A 21,699-nucleotide genomic window follows, 5' to 3' on the forward strand; every position below is an offset into this window, starting at 1 on the left:
CATAGGCCTTGAAACTTTCACTGGCTTCACACAACAAGGTTCCGACATTGGCACTGCGGCCAGCACCACTCACACCGGATTTACAATCAGCGATCAAACGACGGTGGTCGATCAGCTTATTTTCAATCAACGGCAGATAGCCCAATTGAGCCGCCGTTGGATAACACCCCGGGCAGGCGATCAGCGTCGCTTCGCGAATCTGCTCACGGTTTACTTCAGGCAGGCCATATACCGCAGCTGCAGCTGCCTCAGGTGCGGTATGCTCCATACCGTACCACTGAGACCAGACATCCAGATCTTTAATACGGAAGTCCGCACCCAGATCGATCACTTTAACGCCCTTGTCCACCAGCTCTGGTGCCATTTTCATCGCTACACCATGGGGTGTTGCGAAGAATACAACGTCACACTTTGACAGGGTATCAACATCCGGCACGGTAAATTCCAGATCGTAGCGGCCGCGCAGGTTCGGATACATATCAGCGATGCGCACACCCTCTTCGGAGCGGGATGTAATCACTTCCACCTGAGCTTCTGGGTGATTCGCCAAAAGGCGTAACAATTCAACACCGGTGTATCCAGTACCACCTACGATACCTACTTTAACCACAACGACCTCACATCCATCAGTACCTAAAATTGGGCGTTTATGATACAAAGCGTCAGTCATAATAGCTATTAATCCTGCGATATTAAGCCTAATAGATGATCAAAGACTGGTTTTCCCTAGAGCATTTCCGCCACCGTCTGGCCCATGTCGACGCACTGCCACAACTGGTGGTGATCGGTCTATTGTCTGGCATAGCCACCGGTTTATTGATCATCCTGTTCCGTTTGACCGTGGATTTGTCACAACAGTTTCTACTACCCAGCGGGTTGAGTGAGGACTTCGAATCACTCTCATACATACAACGCTTTCTATTTCCTGCTGCGGGCAGTGTGCTTCTGTTTTTACTTCTCTTTCGTCTGAGACCCGAACAACGCCGAGTCGGTCCTGCACATGTATTGGAACGCATGGGTTACCATCAGGCTCACCTGCCGCTGAGCAACCTGCTGGTTCAGTTTTTTGGCGGCGCGACATCCCTCATTAGCGGTCACTCCGTAGGGCGAGAAGGACCGGCCATTCATCTGGGTGCCGGCTTCAGTAGCTTGCTTGGACAGTGGTTCAAATTACCCAATAATTCCCTGCGCATTTTAGTGGGTTGCGGTACGGCAGCCGCAATCGCCGCCGCCTTTAATACACCCTTGGCAGGCGTAGTATTTGCCATGGAAGTGGTCATGCTGGAATACACCGTGGTCGGTTTTACTCCCGTGGTGGTCGCTGCCGTCGCCGCCGATATCATGGTGCGCTTCACCCTTGGGAGCGAGATCGATCTGGCGGTCCCCATCCTGGAAGTCGAAACGCTGAACGAGATCCCCTACATCATGTTTGTGGGTTTCTGTATTGGCTGCCTGGCCGCACTGTTTAACCGCATCATGGTCAAAACCCAAAGTTACGGTAAACACCCACTGTCGCTGCGTCTGGGTATTGCAGCGTTACTGATTGGTAGTGTTGCGCTGGTCTACCCTCAGCTGATGGGCGTGGGATATGACACACTTTCCGCGGCGCTGAACGGTGAATTGGCGCTGGGCCTGCTCATCGGCCTGATGGTGACCAAACTGATCATTACCCCCATCACGCTTGGCTTGGGTGTGCCGGGCGGAATCATTGGTCCCAGCTTTATGGTTGGTGCGCTGGCCGGTGGTGCGCTAGGCCTGATCGGTGACCATATGACCAACCAACCCGTCGCTCACGTGGGTTTCTATGCCATGTTGGGTATGGGCGCGATGATGGGAGCCCTGCTTAATGCACCACTAGCGGCTCTCATCGCTCTGCTGGAGCTGACCGGGAATCCCAACATCATACTGCCTGCAATGATTGCTATTGTGACCAGTAATCTGACCGTCCGTTATCTGTTCGGCCTGCCATCGGTGTTTGTCTCTTCGCTCCGTGCGCTAGGGCTGGATTATCACTACGAGCCCATTACGCAAGCGATGTCTGGAATAGCCGTCAGCAGCCTGATCACCCGGGACTTTATCTCCGTGCCACAAGAGATCGATAGAGACACCGCCAAATCGCTCAACCTTGAAGCCCATCATTGGCTGTTAATTGATGGCAAAGAACGTTTCTTGCTTGATCCCTCTGATCTGCTGACTTACCTCGCGCGTAAACCCGATCAGGCCACCATCGATCTGGCCCATATTCCGGCCCTGCACAGGGACTTGTTGGAGATCAGTTATCGTGCCACATTGCACGAAGCGCTGGATCTGATGAATGAAACCGAACTCGATGCGGTGATTGTGACCGATCTGAACCAGCGAGTTCTGGGTATTCTGACCCGCGACCACATCGAGCAGTCCTATAGGAATAACTTACGCCAATGATCAAATTTGAACTGCACGGCCTCTACGCCATCACGGACAGCGTGCTGATGCCGGAAGACAATGAACTGCTCAGCCGAATCGAAGCCGCCCTTCGGGGAGGCACTCGTATCGTGCAGTATCGCGATAAATCAGACGATTCAGCAAAGCGATTACGTCAGGCACGGGCGCTGGTTGATCTTTGCCAGCAGTTCCACGTACCACTGGTGATCAACGATGATGCTCATCTGGCGAAAGCATCTGGCTCGGCGGGCGTCCATCTTGGGCAAAGTGACGGCCTGATCAGCGAAGCACGGGCGCTACTGGGCAATAGCGCAATTATCGGCACCACGTGCCACGCCAACCTTGAGTATGCAATCACCGCACAGCAGGCGGGAGCCGACTATATCGCATACGGCGCATTTTACGCCTCCAAGACCAAACCGAATGCGACACCTGCACCGCTGTCGTTACTGGGCGAGAGCAAGGCACAGATCAAACTGCCAACAGTGGCGATTGGTGGCATTACCGTGGATAATGCTGCGCAAACACTTACAGCCGGTGCCGATATGCTGGCAGTGGTTCACGCCCTGCTAGCCGCCGATGACGTCGAGCAGCAAGCGCGCCGGTTTAGCCAACTATTTCCAACAGTTTCATAGAGAGAATCCCCACCATGTCCCGATCTGAATCACTTTTTCAGGATGCTCAGAAACATATTCCGGGCGGCGTAAACTCCCCTGTACGTGCCTTTAAAGGCGTCGGTGGTACGCCAATCTTCTTCAAAAGTGGCGAAGGCGCTTACCTGTATGATGAAGATGACAAAGAATATATCGATTATGTCGGCTCCTGGGGGCCGATGATTCTGGGTCACGCCAATCCTGCCGTACTGGACGCGGTACGTGGTTCTCTGGATAACGGCCTGGGTTTTGGTGCACCCACCGCGATTGAAATCGAGATGGCAGACAAGGTCTGCGAAATCATGCCATCGATGGAACTGGTCCGTATGGTCAGCTCTGGTACCGAAGCAACCATGAGCGCGATTCGTCTGGCCCGTGGTTACACCGGTCGCGATAAAATCGTTAAGTTCGAAGGTTGCTACCACGGTCACTCCGATTCCCTGCTGGTTAAAGCAGGCTCCGGCATGCTGACACTGGGTGAGCCAAGCTCTCCGGGTGTTCCGGCAGCCCTGGCTGAACACACCATCACCTTGAACCACAACGACATCGACAGCGTGCGCAAAGCGTTCGAAGAGGTCGGTGATCAGATCGCCTGCATCATCGTTGAGCCGGTGGCTGGCAACATGAACTGTATTCCTCCGGTGCCCGGTTTCCTTGAAGGTCTGCGTGAAGTCTGCGACCAGTACGGCACCGTGCTGATTTTTGATGAAGTGATGACCGGCTTCCGTGTCGCACTGGGTGGCGCACAAGCCGTCTACAACGTTAAACCGGACCTGACCACGCTGGGTAAAGTGATCGGCGGCGGTCTGCCGGTGGGTGCGTTTGGCGGCAAACGTGAAATCATGGAGTTCATCGCGCCACTGGGGCCTGTTTATCAGGCGGGCACACTGTCCGGCAACCCTCTGGCGATGGCCGCAGGTCTGGCTATGCTGAACGCAATTTCTGCACCGGGCTTCTATGATCAGCTGGCCGCTAAAGTTGAGTTCCTGACTGAAGGCCTGCAAGCCGCAGCCATGTCGAACGGCATTCCATTCACCACCAGCCGTGTCGGCGGTATGTTTGGTTTGTTCTTTACCGAACAGGAAAAAGTGACCAGCTTCGCGGAATCTATGGCCTGCGATGCAGACCGCTTCGCCAAGTTCTTCCACGGCATGCTGGAACAGGGTATTTACTTGGCGCCGTCCGCATTTGAAGCGGGCTTTGTATCCGCTGCTCATAGCCAAACCGATATCGAAGCGACCATAGCAGCGGCAAATCAGGTGTTCGCATCTCTGAAATGAGCCAGCTAATGATCGGCAATCTCGCCCTGTTGATCTGCGCCCTGTTTGTAGCAGCGCGCAGTTATCGGGTGGGCGGAGAGCACTACACGTCAGGCTTCGTGATAAGCCTGTCTTCAGTCTTTATTGCAGCATCAGCCGCTGGTAACCTGCTGTTGAACGGCACGCTGGATCAGGATCAGCAGACGCTACTGCGGATGCTGAACAATCTGGCGTACTATGCTGCGATTCCGTTGATTGGCACGGCATTGCTGGCCGATGTGATCGGCCAGAATTGGCAGAAACCGACCTGGGGCCGCTGGTTACTGGCCTTGCTGGCGCTGTTCGAGATCACCCGTCGCGCAGAATCCGGCACCGAATACAGTCAGATCATGGCGGTACTGGTAGCAGCATCCATGCTGTTTGCCGCGCTGCGCTACAGCAGGCTGCCTGCGCGTATCGGAAGTCTGTTCGCCGCCATCGCGTTGGGAGCTGGTGTATTGCTGTTCAGCCCAATAAGCCTGTCGCCTGAGTACCAGAACGCCTTGGCATATCCACTGGCGCTGGCGGTCATGCTATTGGCCTCAGCCCAAGTACTGCCAAAGCTAAAACCGGGCATCTAACGGCGCATCTAAGCAGGGAAGTTGATTGCTTTCCCTGCTCCTCCTCTCCCCCATCCTTATCATCGGAAAATTAGCCAATATCAAGGCATTGTTCACCTGCTCCTCTACTCTCTTCGATTGAGTTATCAAAGGAGTGTTGCCATGGAGCAAACGTTCGCAACCCCACCCGCCACTGAAAGCATCAACACAAAACCGGCTAGCCGCATCATGCCCGGCGATCTGGCCATGTGGATGTTCATTGCGGCGGAGCTATCCGTATTTGCCCTGTTGTTTCTGCTGTTCAGTGTGTTGCGTGCCTCCAACCCGGATCTGTTCACCGCAGGCCAGCAAACGCTCCATCCACTGGCAGGCCTGATCAATACACTGGCCCTGATCAGCGCCAGCTGGCTGGTCGTGCAAGCAGTTATCCACAACCGTACAGGGCAGCCTCAACGCGGGGCGCTGTGGATGTTTTTTGCGATTGTGGCGGCGTCCGTTTATGTGGGGGTGAAGTGCTGGGAATACTGGCAACTGGGCAGCGCTGGCTATGACTTGGACAGTAACGCCTTTTACACCGGGTACTTTCTAATTACCGGGTTTCACTTACTGCACGTGCTGCTGGGTATGGTCATTCTGCTATTCATGGTGGTGAAATTACACCGTGGAGCCTATGTGGAAGGCCAGACCAGCGGCCTGGAAAGTGGCGCCTGTTACTGGCATATGGTGGATCTGGTTTGGGTCCTGTTATTCCCTCTGATCTATGTGATTCGCTGATGAAAAATCCACACCTGATCTGGATACTACTCATCCTCACCACCCTATCCAGCTATGCACTGGCTGAAGACTCGGTTCATCCGGTAGTCATTGGTATCATCCTGCTACTCACCAGCATCAAAGGCGCTCTGATTATCGATGGTTTCATGGAGCTGCACGGCGTGAGTCATCTGGTCCGCCGCGCTTTGCACTTGTACTGTCCCGTGCTCGCTGTATCGATCTGGGGAATTCTTCAGTTCTAGGCATGAGCCGCAAGCAGGGCTTAGTGACCAAACGCTCTGAGCCCACTCACATCATGCACCTCGATACGAGCACCTTTAACACTGATCAGACCCTGCACTTTCATCTCTTTGATCAAACGAGAAAACGTTTCAGGCTGCATTGCCAACTGGGAAGCGATCAGCTGTTTCGCCATCGGCAGTTGAATCTCACCCGACGTTGCCGCCGGATCAGGCAACAGACCAAACAGATAATTTCCCAAGCGATGGCGGGTATTCTGCAAAGTCAGGGTTTCAATCTCATTGATACGACGGTGCAATTTCATCGCCATGTTGCCCATCACCCCCATCGCACACTCTGGAGTCGCCAGAATCAGTTCTTTGTAAAGCTGGCTAGGAATCGAAACCACTTCAGTTTTACCCATCGCTTCTGCATTCAACGGATAGGCCTTTTGCTGAAGAAACATCAACGCTTCCGCAAACGCCTCGCCCTGACGCACCACTTCGATCACTTTGGTCAGGCCATCCGGCGATACTCGAAACAACTTAATCGTGCCTGTTAACACCAGATAAAAATGCTGTGCTTCGGCCCCCTGATGAAAAAGGCTTTCCTCTGCATCCAGTTTCACTAATCGGCAGGACTGCGCCAGTTTTTCCAGATCATTTGCCGACAAAGAGCTGCATAGGTGATGGGAGCGCAATGCACTTTTCACTGGGCTGTCGGTGATCAGGTTCTCCGCCGGTATTTTCATAGTTCGGAATATCTCCCAGTGCCTTTGGCATGTCTGAGTTTCAGTGTAGTTGTAGGGTGAGCAAAGTCGCCACATTAGCATGCTCATGTTTAAAGTGGGCAGATTCACTGCAAAAAGATGTATTAAAAATATTCTTTTTAAATGAAATTGATTTTTCTCAAGTTTATCCAACAGGCAATACCCGACACTATCTCTCGGTTATTCACAAATTCTCGTGAGCCGGGATACGGAGCCTGACCATGAACGAAACTTTTACCAAATCTATGGCCCGGAACATCTTTTATGGAGGCAGTTTGTTCTTCATTTTGGTGTTTATCGGCCTGACTTTCCACACGGAAAGAGTACTGCCGGAACGCGACCACCGGGAGAACATCACTCCTGAAGTCGTACTCGGCAAGAAAGTCTGGGAAGACAACAACTGTATCGGTTGTCACTCTCTGCTGGGCGAAGGGGCTTATTTCGCACCCGAACTGGGTAATGTCTACAAGCGCTACGGTAACAGCACCGAAGCGATTATCGGCTTTATCCAAAGCCGGCCGGTTGATGGCATTCCAGGACGCCGCAGTATGCCGCAGTTCAACCTCTCGGACGAAGAACTAAAAGCCGTTGCCGAGTTCCTGAAATGGACCTCAGAGATTAACACTAGCAACTGGCCGCCTAATATTCAGGGCTAAGGATACCGATTATGAAATTCCAATCTCAATCCGTAGCAATGCCCTATTTCATAGCGGCATTGGGCCTGTTTGTAGGCCAGATCATATTCGGCCTGATTATGGGCCTGCAGTATGTCGTCGGTGATTTCCTGTTCCCTGAAATCCCGTTTAACGTGGCCCGCATGGTTCACACCAATCTGCTGATCGTCTGGCTGCTGTTTGGCTTTATGGGTGCTGCGTACTATCTGGTCCCGGAAGAAACCGAAACAGAGCTGTACAGCCCGAAACTGGCGTGGGTTCTGTTCTGGGTATTCTTGGTTGCAGGTGCACTCACTGTACTGGGTTACCTGATGGTTCCTTATGCACGTCTGGCAGAGCTGACCGGGAATGATCTATTACCCACCATGGGCAGAGAGTTCCTTGAGCAACCCACCATTACCAAAGTGGGGATCGTCGTTGTTGCACTGGGCTTCCTGTTCAACTTGGGCATGACCGTGCTCAAAGGGCGTAAGACGGTGGTCAGCACTGTACTGATGATCGGTCTGATCGGTCTGGCAGTGATGTTCCTGTTCTCCTTCTACAACCCTGAGAACCTGGTACGCGACAAGTTCTACTGGTGGTTCGTAGTTCACCTGTGGGTGGAAGGCGTCTGGGAACTGATTCTGGGTGCAATTCTGGCCTTTGTACTGATCAAAACAACCGGTGTAGACCGTGAAGTGATAGAGAAATGGCTGTACATGATCATCGCGATGGCCCTGATTACCGGCATCCTGGGTACCGGCCATCACTTCTTCTGGATCGGCACACCTGAATACTGGCAGTGGTTGGGATCTATCTTCTCTGCGATGGAGCCGATTCCGTTCTTCATGATGACCCTGTTTGCCTTCAACATGGTGAACAAACGTCGCCGCGACCATCCCAACAAAGCCGCTGTTCTCTGGGCAATGGGCACCGGTGTTATGGCATTCCTTGGCGCAGGCGTCTGGGGCTTCCTGCACACACTGGCACCGGTGAACTACTACACCCACGGTACTCAGATCACTGCATCGCACGGCCATATGGCGTTCTACGGTGCGTACGCCATGATCGTTATGAGCATCATCTCCTACGCTGTGCCTCAGTTGCGCGGCCGTATCGCCAACAGCAACAAAGCACAGGTGACCGAGATGTGGGGCTTCTGGTTGATGACCATCTCTATGGTGTTTATCACGCTGTTCCTGACCGGTGCTGGCATCCTGCAGGTCTTCCTGCAGCGATTCACAGATACACCGCTGCCATTCATGGTCGTACAGGACAAGATCGAGATTTTCTACTGGATGCGTGAAGTCGCAGGTGTGTTCTTCCTTGTTGGTCTGGTGGTTTATCTGGCCAGCTTCTTTGTAGGCAATGACCAGCAAGCCGATGCGGACTGCACTAAAGCGATCGCTAAACAGCGTGATCTGGAAACCGCCGTTGCAGAGTAATCTCCGCAGCTAAGCAGTCACCTCTCTGCCTGCCCGTGAAAAGGCGGGCAGAGCTTCTTAAAGAGATTGACCACCATGTCACAGTCCAACACTGTCTCTATCGACGCTAACGACCAGCTCCCCTTCTACGTACCACAGCACAACGAAGTGGAACTGTTCCAGCATGCCTATAGCCACCAGCTCCCAGTCCTGATCAAAGGCCCTACGGGCTGCGGTAAAACACGTTTTATCAGCCACATGGCGGAAAAACTGGGTTTGCCTTTATACACTGTGTCCTGCCACGATGATCTGACCGCCTCGGATCTGGTCGGCCGCTATCTGATCGGCGATGGCACCACCGAATGGCACGATGGTCCGCTCACCCGTGCCGTGCGCGAGGGCGGAATCTGCTATCTCGACGAAGTGGTAGAAGCGCGTAAAGACACCACGGTTGTTATCCACCCCCTGACCGACGACCGTCGTATACTGCCGCTAGACCGCACCGGTGAAGTGCTGCAGGCGCCGAAGAATTTTATGCTGGTTGTGTCCTATAACCCGGGTTACCAAAACCTGATGAAAGGACTAAAACCCAGCACCCGTCAGCGATTTATTTCGATGACCTTTAACTACCTCTCCCCGGAAGAGGAACTGCAGGTACTGCAGGCAGAAACAGGACTCGACAAACTGTTTTGTCAGCGCCTGATTCGTTTAGCAACCGGCCTGCGTAACCTGAAAGATATGGATCTGGAAGAAGGTGCCAGTACCCGCCTGCTGGTATATACCGCCACGCTGATTAAAGCTGGATTTGATCCGGTTGAGGCCTGTAGGGCCGGGCTGGTTGAGTCCCTGACCGACGATGACGATACCATCAGTGCGCTGATGGAAGTCGTTCGCGCTAATTTCAACAGCTGAGACCACCGCAATGGAAGAACAGGTTGGACAGTTCTGGGATCGATTCATCACCCGTATCGCCGATCCCGGCCATCATCATGATGCCGTTCTACTGAACGATCTGCGCAAACCCTTAGCGGTGTTCTTTCGTACGCTCGGCGGTGAGCCGGGGCTGACCATCCGTGCATCCAGTGAAACCGGCAACAAAAGCCGCCGTAACTGGCTGCAGAAACTCGCCGGCAGCAATCAACGTATTGCACTGGCATGGCGAGATGACGATACCCTCTGCCTGCCAGAAAAACTCAATGTTTATCCACAGGCACAGCTCAACCGCGATCTGTACTACTGGTTAGCTGCACTCGCGTGTGCACCGACGTTTCCCGATGACAACTGGATCAGCCGCAGCCAGCAACAAATCCTCTGGGTACTGAAGCAGTATCCAGGCCTGAATACGCGTTATAAGCATCTCTGCGAAGCACTGATTCCCCTGCGTCCGGCCTCACTAAAAGGCAATGATCTAAAAGCAGAACAGCTCATTCAACAGGCCCTTTTACAGCCTGGCTCCGTCCACACACTGCCTGAAGGTAAACACGCCCCGGCACCGGTTCCTCTCTGGCTACATCCGTTTCCACCCGTTTCAGCAGCCACCTGCGATATCAGCGCGATGCCTGAAGGTGAAGAGCAGCACAACAACGGGGGACAGAGCGAAGACAGTAAACAGCAGAAAAAACGTCAGGCTGAACGTACCGAGATGCCGGAAGAGAAAGCCGGACTGCTCGCCCTGCGTTTCGAAACCAGCCTGTTTAGTCTGGCAGAGATGACCAAAGTAAATCGCGAGACCGAAGAGGAAGACGACCTCGGTTCAGCGGATGCGAACGCCGACGATCTGGAAAAGCTAAGTATCGCCCGCGACAACCAAACCATCGCCAAGCGGATTCGCTTTGACCTGGATCTGCCAGCGGAATCGCAAGACGATAAGATTCTGTCCGGACCGATTCTGCTGCCAGAATGGAATCACCGCAAACAGCAACTGATACCTGACTATTGCCAAATCATCAGTATGCAGGCAGAGGGCGCTGAAGGTTGTGATATGCCCGACCACCTGCGCTATGGCGCCCAGCGTTTACGTCGCCAGTTCCAGTCTCTGCGGCCCCACAGCCAGTGGATGCGTCAGCAACCGGAAGGTTCCGAGCTGGATATGGAAGCGTACAGCCACTTCCAAGCCCAGCGCAGCGCCGGACATCTGGTGGCAGAACCAAACCTCTATGCCGATCTGCGTCAGACGCATCGAGATCTGGCCTGCCTGTTGTTAGCCGACCTGTCCCTCTCGACCGATGCCTGGGTCGCACAGCAAGCGCGCGTCATCGACATTATCCGAGATAGTTTGCTGCTGTTTGGAGAAACGCTGGCACAGACGGGAGACCGGTTCTCGATCTGTGGATTTTCCTCCCGCTACCGGGACCACGTGCGCTTTCACACCCTGAAAGGTTTCAATCAACCCTACGGACGTCAGGTGCGTGGTCAGATCAACAGTATTAAGCCCGGCTACTACACCCGTATGGGCGCAGCGATCAGACGGGCAACACAACTGCTGTCAGAGCAACCCAATCAGCAAAAACTGCTGCTGATTCTGACCGATGGCAAACCCAATGATCTGGATAAATATGAAGGCCGATACGGCATAGAAGATACACGGGAAGCGATCCGGGAAGCCCGCCGTGCCGGGCTGGTACCGTTTTGTATCACCATCGACGATGAGGGTGAGGACTACCTGCCCTATCTATTTGGCCGCAGTCACTACACCCTGATTCGCCGTGCCACCGAACTGCCCAGCAAACTGCCCCAGCTTTACGCACGTCTGACTCGACTGTCGTCCTGATGAATAGGAAACTCAATAACGGCGGGCTTTGATCCGGGCTCGCTGCGCACCGGTACGGTCACCGGCATCATCGCGAATATCGGCAATTAAGTTCCAGAGTTTCTTCATCATCGGTGCCGATCCAGCTGACAACTGAACCCCTTTCAGCGCCAGCTGCTCAGCTTGCTGCCATTCCCCCGCTTTCATCCGTACCCGTGACATCTCGTAATAGACTTCCGGCTCACGCGGAGCAATCCGTTGTGCCCGCTCCAGCGTGCTCGCCGCCGCACTGTACGATCCTGATCGAGTCTGTGTGCGTGCACTGTCCAGCAGCGCCACCACGGCGGGATTCACCCGATGTTCGCGTTCTGCCGCACGGGCCGTGACCCAACGCTCATTGGTAGATTCAGTTCCGCTCTGTGCCCGCTGCGTCACTTGCTGCACAGGTTGGTGGTCGATTGCATTCACCGTGACGCCACTCTCTACCGGTGCGTCGATGATCGATCCTGAAGGCGGCGATACCTGCGCACGTGGCACCACAGGTCGACTGCGATCTTCAATCGGGGCAATATTTTTACCGCCACCCACACAGCCGGTCAGTATCAGCGTACACGCCAACAATCCCAGTTTACGCATCTCGTTCACCCTATTTTACTGTCCATTCCGGATAAGCCCGGTCGGGGATTATCCTCATTATTCTTGCCGGAACCACTGCTGAAACCACTTGAAAGAGCGCTGTACCGGATCTCGCTGACCACAGTCCACTTCATCTTTTGGTTCAGTACCCGCAATAAAGGGCACCTGCTGAGCACCTTCACACAACTCATCCGACAGATAACCACTTTTCTCATCAACCCAGTGGTATTCCACACCTTCAGGATAGGCTGCCAGAAATGGTTCGGGTTGCTCGCGACGAATATATTCGGTCCAGGCACGCAATGCACCACCCGATCCGGTAAACGGTAACTTTGAATTGTCATCCCGCCCAAGCCAGACGACGGCCAGACGGTTACCGGCAAAACCTGCAAACCAACTGTCTCTCTGACCGTTACTGGTGCCGGTTTTTCCTGCGACATTCAGCGATGCAGGCAACTGACTGTAAACATAACGTGCGGTACCCTCACGGACTACTTCCTGTAGCGCGTATTGGATCAGATGCATCTGAGCCGCAGATACCTCCTGTTCAACCTCCAATGGATAACGCGACAACTCTTCACCCTCGGCGGTTGTGACCAGACGGATAGCCCGCATCGGCATTCTGAATCCGTTTGCCGCGATCGTCTGATAAAGGGTGGCCACTTCAAATGGCGTCATCGATTCAGCACCCAGCAACAGTGACGGATAGCGTTTAGGATCTCGCGCCATCCCCAGACGCTTAAGCATCTCAGCCACATTATCCAGACCAATGCTCATCCCTAGCTGAGCGGTACTGAGGTTGTACGAGTTAGACAACGCCCGGTGTAAGGCAACCTGACCATGGCTTTTTTTGTCAAAATTTCGAGGTTCCCAGATCTGACCGTCTTCCATCTCCACCCGAATGGGTGCATCGTCCAGCAGAGAGGCCAAGGTGTAGCCCTCCTCCAGCGCAGCCAGAAATACTGCGGGCTTCACCAATGATCCGATAGGTCGACGGGCATCCAGGGCTCGGTTAAATCCCTGATAACGGGTATTCCTGCCCCCGACAACTGCCAGTACTTCAGCCGTTTGAGGATCGGTCACGACCATGCCACCCTGCAATTTATCGGCCCGCTGACCAAAGCGTTTTTGCAAACGAGTGACCGTTTTCACCAGAGCCGTTTCTGCACGCGCCTGTACGGTAGGATCAAGGCTGGTGAAAACACGCAGACCTTCTGAACTCAGCGCTTCCTCTGGATACTCTTCGCGCAGCTGGCGTTTGACCAGATCAAGATAGGCCGGGTACGCTCCCTTCAACAGGCTTTGCTGCTTCACCACCCCCAGCGGTAGTTTCTGCGCTTTGAGCATCTCCGCTTCAGTGATATCGCCACCGTCCGCCAATAGGCGCAATACCAAATTACGACGTTTTTTCGAGCGTTCGGGATTACGTCGCGGATCGTAAAAAGATGGCCCTTTCACCAACCCCACCAGCAACGCCACCTGATGCAACTGCAGTTCGTGAATCGGACGGGCGAAGTAGTACTGACTGGCCAAACCAAAACCATGCACAGCACGGGCACCGGACTGTCCCAGGTATACCTCGTTCAGATAGGCTTCCAGGATCTCATCTTTTTCATAGTGCGCATCCAGCAACAGTGCCATCGGGATTTCAAGCAGCTTGCGCGCCAGCGTACGGTCGGACGTCAGATAAAAGTTTTTCACCAGCTGCTGGGTCAGGGTGCTGCCCCCTTGCGCAAAACGACCACTGCGCACATTCACCCACATCGCACGTGCAATACCGCGCACCGATACACCTGCGTGATCGTAAAAGTCACGATCCTCCACGGCGATCAACGCCTGACGCAAACTATCGGGGGTCTGATCTAAGCGGATCAGATCACGGTCTTCATTCTCTTTGGTATAGATACCACCGATTAAAACAGGCTCCAGCCGGGCCAGCGATACCGGCTGCCCAGACGCCGAACGGATTGAGCTGATACTGTTGCCCTTAAAACTGATCAGCATATGGCGCTGCGGTTCTTCACCATCGGGGAAGAAGAACCCACGGGTGAAAACTCGGACACGTGTGCGGGCGACTTCCATCGTGCCCGGCCGGGTGCTTTTCTTCACCGAAGCATACCCCAGCCCCTGCAGCTCGCGCTTCAGGTCAGACACACTCAGCTTCTGGCCAACATACAGCTCCAGCGGACGGGCATAAACTTTTGCAGGCAATGCCCAACGTTTTCCCTCAAATTTATCCCGTACCTGGGCGTCCAGATAGATCAAACCAATACCGCCCACAACCATCAGGACCAACGTCAGTTTGAGTAAAATGCCACCAAAGCGGGAGAGGAAAGAACGCTTCTTTATCGCCTTACTGCGACGACGACGGGAATTAGGTGCTCTCTTTTTTGTCATTGGCTAAGTATAATGTCTTCCTAAACAAGGTGATACAGACACCCCATGACGCTAACCGATACTTTAAGAATGGCCTCGGCCTACCCTCATCCGGTCAAAGACATACAGGTGATTGAAACTCATATCTCCTGGCTGTTTCTGACGGGCGACTACGCCTATAAGGTCAAAAAGCCGGTTGATTTCGGGTTTCTGGACTTCACATCGCTGGATAAACGCAAGTTCTTCTGCGAAGAAGAGCTGCGCCTCAATCAGCGGCTGGCACCGGATATCTACGAATCCGTCGTGCCTATTTGTGGCACATTTGAAAACCCCGTAATCGACGGCGAAGGTGAACCGATCGAGTACGCGGTACGCATGCGCCAGTTCAATCCGGAGCAGCGTTTGGATCTGCTGTTGCAGGCAAAACGCTTTGATGCTGACTGGATCGATATGCTAGCCGAGCAGATCGCTGACTTTCATGATCGTATCCCCCGCGTTGCCCCTGACAGCCCCTGGGGTGAAACCAACACCATCTGGGACGTTGTGTCCGATAACTTTCTCCATATCGGCGATCAGATCAATGATCTGAACGACTGGTCTCAACTGCAGCATCTGTCCAACCATACTGCCCAGAGTTTTCGCGAACTCACCAATCTGATTCGTGAACGCAAAACTCAGGGGCGGGTCCGCGAATGTCATGGTGATCTTCATCTGGCAAATATCAACCTGTTCAACGATGAACTGCGCCTGTTCGACTGTATCGAATTTAACCTGCAATTCCGCTGGATCGATACCATCTCCGATATTGCGTTCCTGCTGATGGACCTCGAAGCCAACGAACAGTTCCGTTGGGCCAATCGCTGCCTTAACCGTTACCTTGAACTGTGCGGCGATTATGCCGGCGTACAGTTGCTGAATTTTTACAAATCCTACCGCGCGATGGTGCGCGCCAAAGTATCAGTGATCGGAACTGAGCCAGACCTGAATGGCTTGCGTCGATATTTGAGCCTGACCGAACACTACGCCAGCACCCCGCACCCCGTGCTGTATCTGATGCATGGTGTGTCCGGTACCGGTAAAAGCTATTTCAGCCAACAATTACTGGATGAAATAGGCGCGATTCGCGTACGTTCCGATGTCGAACGCAAGCGGCTTTATCGTGAACTGTCGCTCAAAGGTGAAAAGCTGGAACTGTACGGTGCAGAGATGAATGCCCGTACCTATAACCATCTGCAGGATATCACCCGCGCCTTGTTAAAAGCCGGTTACTCAGTGATCGTTGATGCAACCAATATTCGCTATCGCACCCGTCGCAGCTACTTCGAGCTGAGCCAGCAACTGCATGTGCCTATGCGTATCGTGTCTTGTCAGTGCGAGCAAAAGCTAATCGAAGCGCGCCTCAAACGTCGCGTTAATGAGGGGATCGATGCGTCAGATGCGGATATCGATGTGATGCGACAACAAATGCAACACGAACAGAGACTGAGCGAAGACGAGCAGGATTACACCATTGTGGTCGACACGGATGACGACGACAGCATCAACCATGTATTGGAACGCCTACGCTCCGAAGAGATTATCAGCTAACGCCTCCAATCGTGGTATGCCGGCATCCAGCGATACCCGCAGTGGCAGATCATATAGGTCACTTAACGTTGCATCGTTCCATACCGTTGTTAGATCGCCCTCAGCTTTCAGCAGGCCCTGCTTAAGCAGAATCAGATGATCTGCATATTGTGCGGCTAGCAGGGGGTCATGCAACACAGCGATCACGCGCAGTCCCGTTTGCGCCAACTGACGCAGATAATCCAATGTCAGATGCTGATGACGCAGATCCATCCCGGTCAGCGGCTCATCCATCAAGAGCAGCTGTGACTCTTCACCCAACTGGGCCAGTACACGCGCCATCTGCACCCGCTGTTTTTCACCACCGGATAACGTCAGATAGTTGCGTGAAGCCAACTCTGCCAACTCCATCTGTTTCAGTAACGTCTGAGCCTTGTGTACGGACGCGTCGTCACTCAGACCCAACGGATAACATCCCATCCGTACCACGTCCAACACTGAAAATGGGAAATTCAGCGGATGTTCCTGTGTCAGCATCGCCAAACGACAGGCACGTTCTGACAGATCGATAGCATGAATATCCGTGCCATCCAGCCGAATTCCGCCTTGCTCAATTTTATCCTGTCCGGCGATCAGCTTAAGCAGTGTCGACTTACCCGCACCATTAGGTCCCAGAATGACACTGAATCCTGACGCCGCAAACTGCAACTCAATGTCTTCTAGCAGACAACGACCACCGCGGCGGAATTGCTGTACATTGACGTTCAACATCATCATACCCCCCGCCGCCGATAGACAATCATCATCAGGAAAAACGGCCCACCCACTAATGCGGTCACCACACCCAATGGCATCTCTGCCGGCGAGATAATCACGCGGGCAACAATATCCGCCAACGTCAGAAACAATGCACCCAGCAATGCGGCCAGCGGTAATAAGAAGCGATTATCCGGACCAATCAACAGACGCACCAGATGGGGTACAACCAAGCCCACAAAACCAATCATGCCACCGACGGCAACGACCGCGCCCACCCCCAAGGCACTGAGTAAAATCAGAATACGGTGACAGCGCACCACGGAGACGCCCAGCAGCGCAGCCTGACGCTCCCCCAGCAACAATAGATTTAGAATTCGCCCCTGACTGAACAAACCCACTAACACCGGCAGGGCAATGAGCAGCAACGTCCAGACGGCCTGCCACCCCTGATGCTGTAAACCACCCATCAGCCAGAACACCACCTGCCGTAACGTGAATGCATCGGAGAAATACTTCAACGCACTGATACCGGATGCGGCGATCGCATTGATCGCAATCCCCACCAGCAACATCGTCGTAACCGACACTCCGTCAACACCCCGTCCAATACGAAATACCAATCCCGTTGCCAGCAAACCACCCACAAAAGCACTCAACGGTAACGCGACTGCACCCATCTGAGAGACCACCGCATCGCCGAGTACCAGCATCGCCACAGCGGCAAACCCCGCGCCTGCGGAAACACCAATCAAACTGGGATCCGCCAGAGGGTTACGAAACATCGCCTGTACCGCCGCACCCGTGACTCCTAATAACGCACCGGCCAACAGGGTCAGACAGAGGCGTGGCAGACGCAGCTCCACAAATACCTGATGCGCCAGACTATCCGGCGTCCACAGATCGGCGGGCGACACCGTCAACTCCCCGGTCTGCAGCGCCAACCAGATCACCAACGGCGTCGCTGCTAAGAGCACGATCAGCAAGGTACGGGGGTGTAACGCTCCAGCGGGCATCATTGCGACTTATCCAATTGAAATTTAACCGGTATCTTCACATAAGACACCTCAGCCTGACCATCCCGACGGGCCGCAATAAAATGCCATCGGCGTACGGTCTTTAATGCAGCCTGATCAAGCTGAGAAAAACCTGACGACTCCAGCACCTCAATATCAGACACCTCACCCGCTGTATCCACCTGTACATTGAGCCATACCGTCCCCTCCTGCCCGCGTCGACGGGCCAATTTCGGATAAGGCACGGCCGTTTGATGGCGGTAGCTAGCAGCAACAAAACGGGCCTGCTGCTCACGGCTCGCAGACGCATCCGTGTGAGCAGCCAAGTCTTTCGCGGGTATCTCGGACTGATATCTTTCTGACGGGTGTTCTTTTACCTGCGCAGTTGGGGCAACCGGTTCAACGGCTTGAGGCAACTCAGTCGCTTTAGCCGCGACTAAGGGCTTCTGCGCTGGCTTCAATTCAACGGGGCTAGGTTCAGGGCTTTTTGATGGCGCAGGAACAACATGGGACGGGATCTCTTTTGCTGGCTCTGCCGCAGGTGATTTAACACTTGTCTTACCATCCGCAGGTATCTGCTGTACCGGTATTGTTTCCGGCAGAGGCGCGGGTGGATCAAACGATACCGGTATTGATTGAGTGTGTTGGACCGCCGGTGACGCTTGCAGCGAAGACGTTGGTGCCTTAGCACCGATAGAGACCTGTAACAGGCGGTGCTGTCCCGGCAACTCGACCAGTTTAGGCGCGTCATCTCCAGCCACCAGCAGGACCAACAGATGCAGCAACAGCGACAGTCCTAATGCCAGCAGCAGTAAAGCAGGAGATCGGGTAAATCCGGTCGATCGCAATTGAAGCGTTCTCAGTCTGAAAATGAAGATGCCGGTAGTATAAGCGGTTCAGCGGGTTTGCGGATGATATGCTTTCAGCAACGCATTAATCCATTTCAAGATGCTACCCACCCCATTCCCCAAGTGACACAACTGCAGTATGGTTAGCGCCGTAACAACAGGCTGCTCAATACGATCTATTCTGAGGAAAATAATGACCGTTCTTTGCCAAACCGATCAGTTGGAAGCAGGACAGGCCAAAGGGTTTGATATCGGTACCACTAAGCTGGTGCTGATCAACCATCGGGACGCGTTCTACCTCTACCGTAACAGCTGTCCGCACCGCAGTATTCCACTGGAGTGGATGCCCGACCAGTTTCTCGACTTCGAGAAACAGTACATCCAATGCGCAACACACGGTGCTCTGTTTCGAATTGAAGATGGTGTTTGTGTCTCCGGCCCTTGTGTCGAAGACCACCTCGACCCGGTCGCCTTTGAAATCGTTGACGGCCAGATTATCGTCAACCTGCCGACATCTGAAGCACAGATTCCCGTAGAACAGCTGACCTGACCCCATCAGGTCAGCTCCATAGCCCTTCTCACCGTTACAAAAACACCGGCACAGGGTGGCTGATGCGGACTTCCGATTCCGTCAGACTCGCACCATAGGCCAGCACTTCCACCCCGGCCTGCGCAGCTTCACGCAATAACTGGCCGTATTTAGGGTCAATCTGATCCGCCGGACGGGCCCGCTTGATCCCTTCATGTGGCACGCAGAACACCATCACGGCACGATGCCCCTGCTCAACCATCGACATCAACTCAACCAGATGTTTGGCACCGCGCGTAGTGACAGCATCAGGAAAACTGCCCCAGTTATCCTCTTCCAGTAGCGTCAGGTTTTTAATCTCTACATACGCCTTAGGTTTATGCTCATCCTCCAGCAACAGATCGATACGGCTATTCTCACCGTATTTCACTTCCTGACGGATTGAGCTATAGCCCTGCAGTTCGCTAATCACACCGTTCTCAATCGCTTCACGGATCAGATGGTTGGCACGACCTGTGTTGATGCAACACAGATGCAGCTGGTCAATCTCCACCAGCTCCCAGCCCAACGGATACTTACGCTTGGGATTGCCGGAGTCTAGCAACCAAACTCGGCTTCCCGGTTCGGCGCAATGCTTCATCGAACCGGTATTGGGACAATGCGCCGTCACCTGTGTGCCGTCCAATAACTCAACGTCCGCCAAAAAGCGCTTATAACGCTTGATCAGACGGCCTTCGATCAACGATTCGAGTTTCATACGCCCTGAATCCGCTTATGCAGACGCTCTAATGCCAGCTCAATTCGATCCAGCCCCGTCGTATAAGAGAAGCGGATAAACTCATTGGCACGGTAGGTACCAAAGTCGATTCCCGGTGTTGTCGCCAGCTTATCCTCCTCCAGCAATGACCAGCAATAGTCGAAGGTATTGTCGGTCAGATGAGAGGCTCCGGCGTAGACATAAAACGCGCCTTCAGGGGTGACGGGAATATCAAAGCCTAAGTCACGCAGTCCGCTAACCAGCAGGTCTCGTCGCTCCTGAAATGCCTGTCGACGTTGTTCAAAAATGGCCAGACTTTCAGGTTCAAATGCCGCCAAAGCAGCATGCTGAGCAACCGTCGGAGGAGAGATAAACAGATTCTGTGCCAGTTTTTCCAGTTCCGGCACGGCACTTTCCGGGGCAACCATCCAACCTAAACGCCAGCCGGTCATGCCGAAATATTTGGAGAAGCTGTTGATCACAAAGGCATCGGGATCCACTTCCAGTACCGAGTTGGCCTCAAACCCATAGGTCAGACCGTGGTACAGCTCATCCACAACCAAATTGCCACCCAATGCTTTCACGGTTTCTGCGATATTACGCAGATCATCCTTATGCACCACGGACCCTGTTGGGTTTGCGGGGGATGCCAATAACACTCCCGCAGTTTCTGGCTTCCAGTGTTCGCGGATCGCCTCCGGTGTCAGCTGAAAGTTGTCCTGAATACTGCAGGGTACCAACTGACCACGCGCTTCGATCAAGCGCAGAAACTGACGGTTACAGGGATACCCAGGATCTCCCATCATAAACGTACGCCCTGGATCCGCTAGTAACGAAAACACCATCAGCAACGCACCGGATGCTCCGGGTGTCACAATGATGCGCTCAGGCGTGATGTCCAACCCGTAACGGCTTTGATACCACTGTGAAATTTTAGCGCGTAACTCAGGAACACCCGCTGCCGGCGTATATTGCGTCAGGCCATTTTCAATGGCTGAAATAGCCGCCGCGGCCACCGGACCGGCCGTGGCAAAATCTGGCTCGCCCGCCACCATATGCACCACATCGTGCCCTTCCGCATCCAGCTCTTTGGCGCGTTTTAGCAGGTCCATCACTTTAAAGGAATCGATATCAGCAGCACGCTGCGTCCATTGCTTATTCATTGTCCGCTCTTCATAAGTTTAAAACCGCTCTATTATACAAAGGAATGAATCAATACACCCGGATCAAGAACATAGCGACGATTTTCAAACAGCTTCAGAATCATTGTTTCAGGTTTACAACACCGCAACTCTGGACTAGACCTAACAATTGTACGGAGCTTCTGAGCCTTTGTTCAGATTCAAGTAGACCCGAAACCAGAAGTACGGCGCAGGCAAAAGCACCTGCCAGATAAACTTTGTAGCCTTGGGGCTAGTCTAATCTGGAAAGTTCTGATAACGTCTGCTGCCTTTCAGGTATAAGCCGCACTGTGCGGCCTATGATCAGGTAAGCTGATATTGCCGGGAGCCGGCAATAAGATTAAGTGGGGCAGAGTTATGCCAAACAGCACTGAAACTCGATTTTCGCACATTGACCCGTATCCATTGGACCGGGATGAAGAGTACATGTGCGACTCACAGAAAGACCATTTCCGCGCGATTTTAGCGGAATGGAAGCGCCAGTTGATGGAAGAGGTCGACAGTACCATTC

Annotated in this window: 21 protein-coding genes; 12 read left to right on the top strand and 9 right to left on the bottom strand. The window is 53.6% G+C overall.

Going from position 1 to position 21,699, the window contains the following annotated elements:
- Positions 1-610 (bottom strand): N-acetyl-gamma-glutamyl-phosphate reductase (gene argC / locus ABYW01_RS01715; RefSeq protein ID WP_372830844.1); only part of this gene is annotated, 610 nt, incomplete at its 3' end.
- 95 nt (positions 611-705) lie between these two features.
- On the opposite strand from argC, the gene ABYW01_RS01720 reads away from it, so the two are divergent.
- The 6 genes from ABYW01_RS01720 to ABYW01_RS01745 all read left to right on the top strand — a co-directional run bounded on the left by ABYW01_RS01720 (position 706) and on the right by ABYW01_RS01745 (position 5,951).
- Positions 706-2,424, top strand: coding sequence for a chloride channel protein (locus ABYW01_RS01720; protein ID WP_372830819.1), 1,719 nt, complete (start codon positions 706-708; stop codon positions 2,422-2,424).
- Positions 2,421-3,059, top strand: a complete 639-nt coding sequence (gene thiE, locus ABYW01_RS01725) for a thiamine phosphate synthase (protein ID WP_372830821.1) — start codon at positions 2,421-2,423, stop codon at positions 3,057-3,059. The genes ABYW01_RS01720 and thiE overlap by 4 nt, the downstream gene beginning before the upstream one ends.
- A gap of 14 nt (positions 3,060-3,073) precedes the next feature.
- Complete coding sequence (hemL, locus tag ABYW01_RS01730; RefSeq protein WP_372830822.1) at positions 3,074-4,357, top strand: glutamate-1-semialdehyde 2,1-aminomutase; 1,284 nt, start codon at positions 3,074-3,076, stop codon at positions 4,355-4,357.
- The gene (locus ABYW01_RS01735) at positions 4,354-4,956 is read left to right on the top strand and encodes a hypothetical protein (RefSeq protein WP_372830823.1); all 603 of its coding nucleotides are present in this window, start codon (positions 4,354-4,356) and stop codon (positions 4,954-4,956) included. The genes hemL and ABYW01_RS01735 overlap by 4 nt, the downstream gene beginning before the upstream one ends.
- Before the next feature lie 141 nt (positions 4,957-5,097).
- The gene (locus ABYW01_RS01740) at positions 5,098-5,709 is read left to right on the top strand and encodes a cytochrome c oxidase subunit 3 family protein (protein ID WP_372830824.1); all 612 of its coding nucleotides are present in this window, start codon (positions 5,098-5,100) and stop codon (positions 5,707-5,709) included.
- Complete coding sequence (locus ABYW01_RS01745; RefSeq protein WP_372830826.1) at positions 5,709-5,951, top strand: cytochrome C oxidase subunit IV family protein; 243 nt, start codon at positions 5,709-5,711, stop codon at positions 5,949-5,951. Before ABYW01_RS01740 ends, ABYW01_RS01745 begins: the two co-directional genes overlap by 1 nt.
- A 20-nt stretch (positions 5,952-5,971) precedes the next feature.
- Here the strand turns inward: ABYW01_RS01745 and ABYW01_RS01750 are convergent, their stop codons facing one another.
- Positions 5,972-6,679, bottom strand: a complete 708-nt coding sequence (locus tag ABYW01_RS01750; RefSeq protein ID WP_372830827.1) for a Crp/Fnr family transcriptional regulator — start codon at positions 6,677-6,679, stop codon at positions 5,972-5,974.
- Positions 6,680-6,918: 239 nt separating this feature from the next.
- Between ABYW01_RS01750 and ABYW01_RS01755 the strand changes: the two genes are divergently transcribed.
- From ABYW01_RS01755 to ABYW01_RS01770, 4 genes are all read left to right on the top strand, one after another.
- Complete coding sequence (locus ABYW01_RS01755; protein ID WP_372830829.1) at positions 6,919-7,353, top strand: cytochrome c; 435 nt, start codon at positions 6,919-6,921, stop codon at positions 7,351-7,353.
- An 11-nt stretch (positions 7,354-7,364) separates the two neighbouring features.
- Complete coding sequence (locus ABYW01_RS01760) at positions 7,365-8,795, top strand: cbb3-type cytochrome c oxidase subunit I (protein WP_193954978.1); 1,431 nt, start codon at positions 7,365-7,367, stop codon at positions 8,793-8,795.
- A 75-nt stretch (positions 8,796-8,870) separates the two neighbouring features.
- Entirely contained in the window at positions 8,871-9,686 is an 816-nt protein-coding gene (locus tag ABYW01_RS01765) for a CbbQ/NirQ/NorQ/GpvN family protein (protein ID WP_372830830.1), read from the top strand.
- A gap of 10 nt (positions 9,687-9,696) precedes the next feature.
- The gene (locus ABYW01_RS01770) at positions 9,697-11,544 is read left to right on the top strand and encodes a nitric oxide reductase activation protein NorD (protein ID WP_372830831.1); all 1,848 of its coding nucleotides are present in this window, start codon (positions 9,697-9,699) and stop codon (positions 11,542-11,544) included.
- A gap of 12 nt (positions 11,545-11,556) precedes the next feature.
- Here the strand turns inward: ABYW01_RS01770 and ABYW01_RS01775 are convergent, their stop codons facing one another.
- Both ABYW01_RS01775 and mrcB read right to left on the bottom strand, forming a co-directional pair.
- Positions 11,557-12,159: a tetratricopeptide repeat protein gene (locus ABYW01_RS01775; RefSeq protein ID WP_372830832.1), complete on the bottom strand. Its 603-nt coding sequence runs from the start codon at positions 12,157-12,159 to the stop codon at positions 11,557-11,559.
- A gap of 57 nt (positions 12,160-12,216) precedes the next feature.
- Positions 12,217-14,556 carry a penicillin-binding protein 1B gene (mrcB, locus tag ABYW01_RS01780; RefSeq protein WP_372830833.1) on the bottom strand — a complete coding sequence of 780 codons (2,340 nt, stop codon included), beginning with the start codon at positions 14,554-14,556 and terminating at the stop codon, positions 12,217-12,219.
- 45 nt (positions 14,557-14,601) lie between these two features.
- On the opposite strand from mrcB, the gene ABYW01_RS01785 reads away from it, so the two are divergent.
- The gene (locus ABYW01_RS01785; protein WP_372830835.1) at positions 14,602-16,122 is read left to right on the top strand and encodes an AAA family ATPase; all 1,521 of its coding nucleotides are present in this window, start codon (positions 14,602-14,604) and stop codon (positions 16,120-16,122) included.
- Here the strand turns inward: ABYW01_RS01785 and ABYW01_RS01790 are convergent.
- Genes ABYW01_RS01790 through ABYW01_RS01800 form a run of 3 tightly spaced genes read right to left on the bottom strand, consistent with a single transcriptional unit; the run spans position 16,096 to position 18,721 of the window.
- Entirely contained in the window at positions 16,096-16,878 is a 783-nt protein-coding gene (locus ABYW01_RS01790; protein ID WP_372830836.1) for an ATP-binding cassette domain-containing protein, read from the bottom strand. The genes ABYW01_RS01785 and ABYW01_RS01790 overlap by 27 nt on opposite strands.
- The gene (locus ABYW01_RS01795; RefSeq protein WP_372830837.1) at positions 16,875-17,876 is read right to left on the bottom strand and encodes a FecCD family ABC transporter permease; all 1,002 of its coding nucleotides are present in this window, start codon (positions 17,874-17,876) and stop codon (positions 16,875-16,877) included. Before ABYW01_RS01795 ends, ABYW01_RS01790 begins: the two co-directional genes overlap by 4 nt.
- Entirely contained in the window at positions 17,873-18,721 is an 849-nt protein-coding gene (locus tag ABYW01_RS01800) for an energy transducer TonB (RefSeq protein ID WP_372830838.1), read from the bottom strand. Before ABYW01_RS01800 ends, ABYW01_RS01795 begins: the two co-directional genes overlap by 4 nt.
- Positions 18,722-18,914: 193 nt before the next feature.
- On the opposite strand from ABYW01_RS01800, the gene ABYW01_RS01805 reads away from it, so the two are divergent.
- Positions 18,915-19,271 (top strand): Rieske (2Fe-2S) protein, encoded by a 357-nt coding sequence (locus tag ABYW01_RS01805; protein ID WP_372830840.1) that lies wholly within the window; start codon positions 18,915-18,917, stop codon positions 19,269-19,271.
- Positions 19,272-19,305: 34 nt separating this feature from the next.
- On the opposite strand, the gene sfsA is transcribed toward ABYW01_RS01805, so the two are convergent.
- Complete coding sequence (sfsA, locus tag ABYW01_RS01810; RefSeq protein WP_372830841.1) at positions 19,306-20,007, bottom strand: DNA/RNA nuclease SfsA; 702 nt, start codon at positions 20,005-20,007, stop codon at positions 19,306-19,308.
- A complete protein-coding gene (locus ABYW01_RS01815; RefSeq protein ID WP_372830843.1) occupies positions 20,004-21,170 on the bottom strand; it encodes a pyridoxal phosphate-dependent aminotransferase in 1,167 nt (388 codons plus the stop codon). Before ABYW01_RS01815 ends, sfsA begins: the two co-directional genes overlap by 4 nt.
- Between the last annotated feature and the right edge of the window lie 529 nt (positions 21,171-21,699).

Source organism: Pontibacterium sp. (assembly GCF_041587635.1).
GTDB lineage: Bacteria > Pseudomonadota > Gammaproteobacteria > Pseudomonadales > Balneatricaceae > Pontibacterium.

Excerpts from the sequence above, each read along its gene's own strand:
- ABYW01_RS01720 (WP_372830819.1), top strand. The coding sequence starts at position 706 with ATGATCAAAGACTGGTTTTCCCTAGAGCATTTCCGCCACCGTCTGGCC.
- thiE (WP_372830821.1), top strand. The coding sequence starts at position 2,421 with ATGATCAAATTTGAACTGCACGGCCTCTACGCCATCACGGACAGCGTG.
- hemL (WP_372830822.1), top strand. The coding sequence starts at position 3,074 with ATGTCCCGATCTGAATCACTTTTTCAGGATGCTCAGAAACATATTCCG.
- ABYW01_RS01735 (WP_372830823.1), top strand. The coding sequence starts at position 4,354 with ATGAGCCAGCTAATGATCGGCAATCTCGCCCTGTTGATCTGCGCCCTG.
- ABYW01_RS01740 (WP_372830824.1), top strand. The coding sequence starts at position 5,098 with ATGGAGCAAACGTTCGCAACCCCACCCGCCACTGAAAGCATCAACACA.
- ABYW01_RS01745 (WP_372830826.1), top strand. The coding sequence starts at position 5,709 with ATGAAAAATCCACACCTGATCTGGATACTACTCATCCTCACCACCCTA.
- ABYW01_RS01750 (WP_372830827.1), bottom strand. The coding sequence starts at position 6,679 with ATGAAAATACCGGCGGAGAACCTGATCACCGACAGCCCAGTGAAAAGT.
- ABYW01_RS01755 (WP_372830829.1), top strand. The coding sequence starts at position 6,919 with ATGAACGAAACTTTTACCAAATCTATGGCCCGGAACATCTTTTATGGA.
- ABYW01_RS01760 (WP_193954978.1), top strand. The coding sequence starts at position 7,365 with ATGAAATTCCAATCTCAATCCGTAGCAATGCCCTATTTCATAGCGGCA.
- ABYW01_RS01765 (WP_372830830.1), top strand. The coding sequence starts at position 8,871 with ATGTCACAGTCCAACACTGTCTCTATCGACGCTAACGACCAGCTCCCC.
- ABYW01_RS01770 (WP_372830831.1), top strand. The coding sequence starts at position 9,697 with ATGGAAGAACAGGTTGGACAGTTCTGGGATCGATTCATCACCCGTATC.
- ABYW01_RS01775 (WP_372830832.1), bottom strand. The coding sequence starts at position 12,159 with ATGCGTAAACTGGGATTGTTGGCGTGTACGCTGATACTGACCGGCTGT.
- mrcB (WP_372830833.1), bottom strand. The coding sequence starts at position 14,556 with ATGACAAAAAAGAGAGCACCTAATTCCCGTCGTCGTCGCAGTAAGGCG.
- ABYW01_RS01785 (WP_372830835.1), top strand. The coding sequence starts at position 14,602 with ATGACGCTAACCGATACTTTAAGAATGGCCTCGGCCTACCCTCATCCG.
- ABYW01_RS01790 (WP_372830836.1), bottom strand. The coding sequence starts at position 16,878 with ATGATGATGTTGAACGTCAATGTACAGCAATTCCGCCGCGGTGGTCGT.
- ABYW01_RS01795 (WP_372830837.1), bottom strand. The coding sequence starts at position 17,876 with ATGATGCCCGCTGGAGCGTTACACCCCCGTACCTTGCTGATCGTGCTC.
- ABYW01_RS01805 (WP_372830840.1), top strand. The coding sequence starts at position 18,915 with ATGACCGTTCTTTGCCAAACCGATCAGTTGGAAGCAGGACAGGCCAAA.
- sfsA (WP_372830841.1), bottom strand. The coding sequence starts at position 20,007 with ATGAAACTCGAATCGTTGATCGAAGGCCGTCTGATCAAGCGTTATAAG.
- ABYW01_RS01815 (WP_372830843.1), bottom strand. The coding sequence starts at position 21,170 with ATGAATAAGCAATGGACGCAGCGTGCTGCTGATATCGATTCCTTTAAA.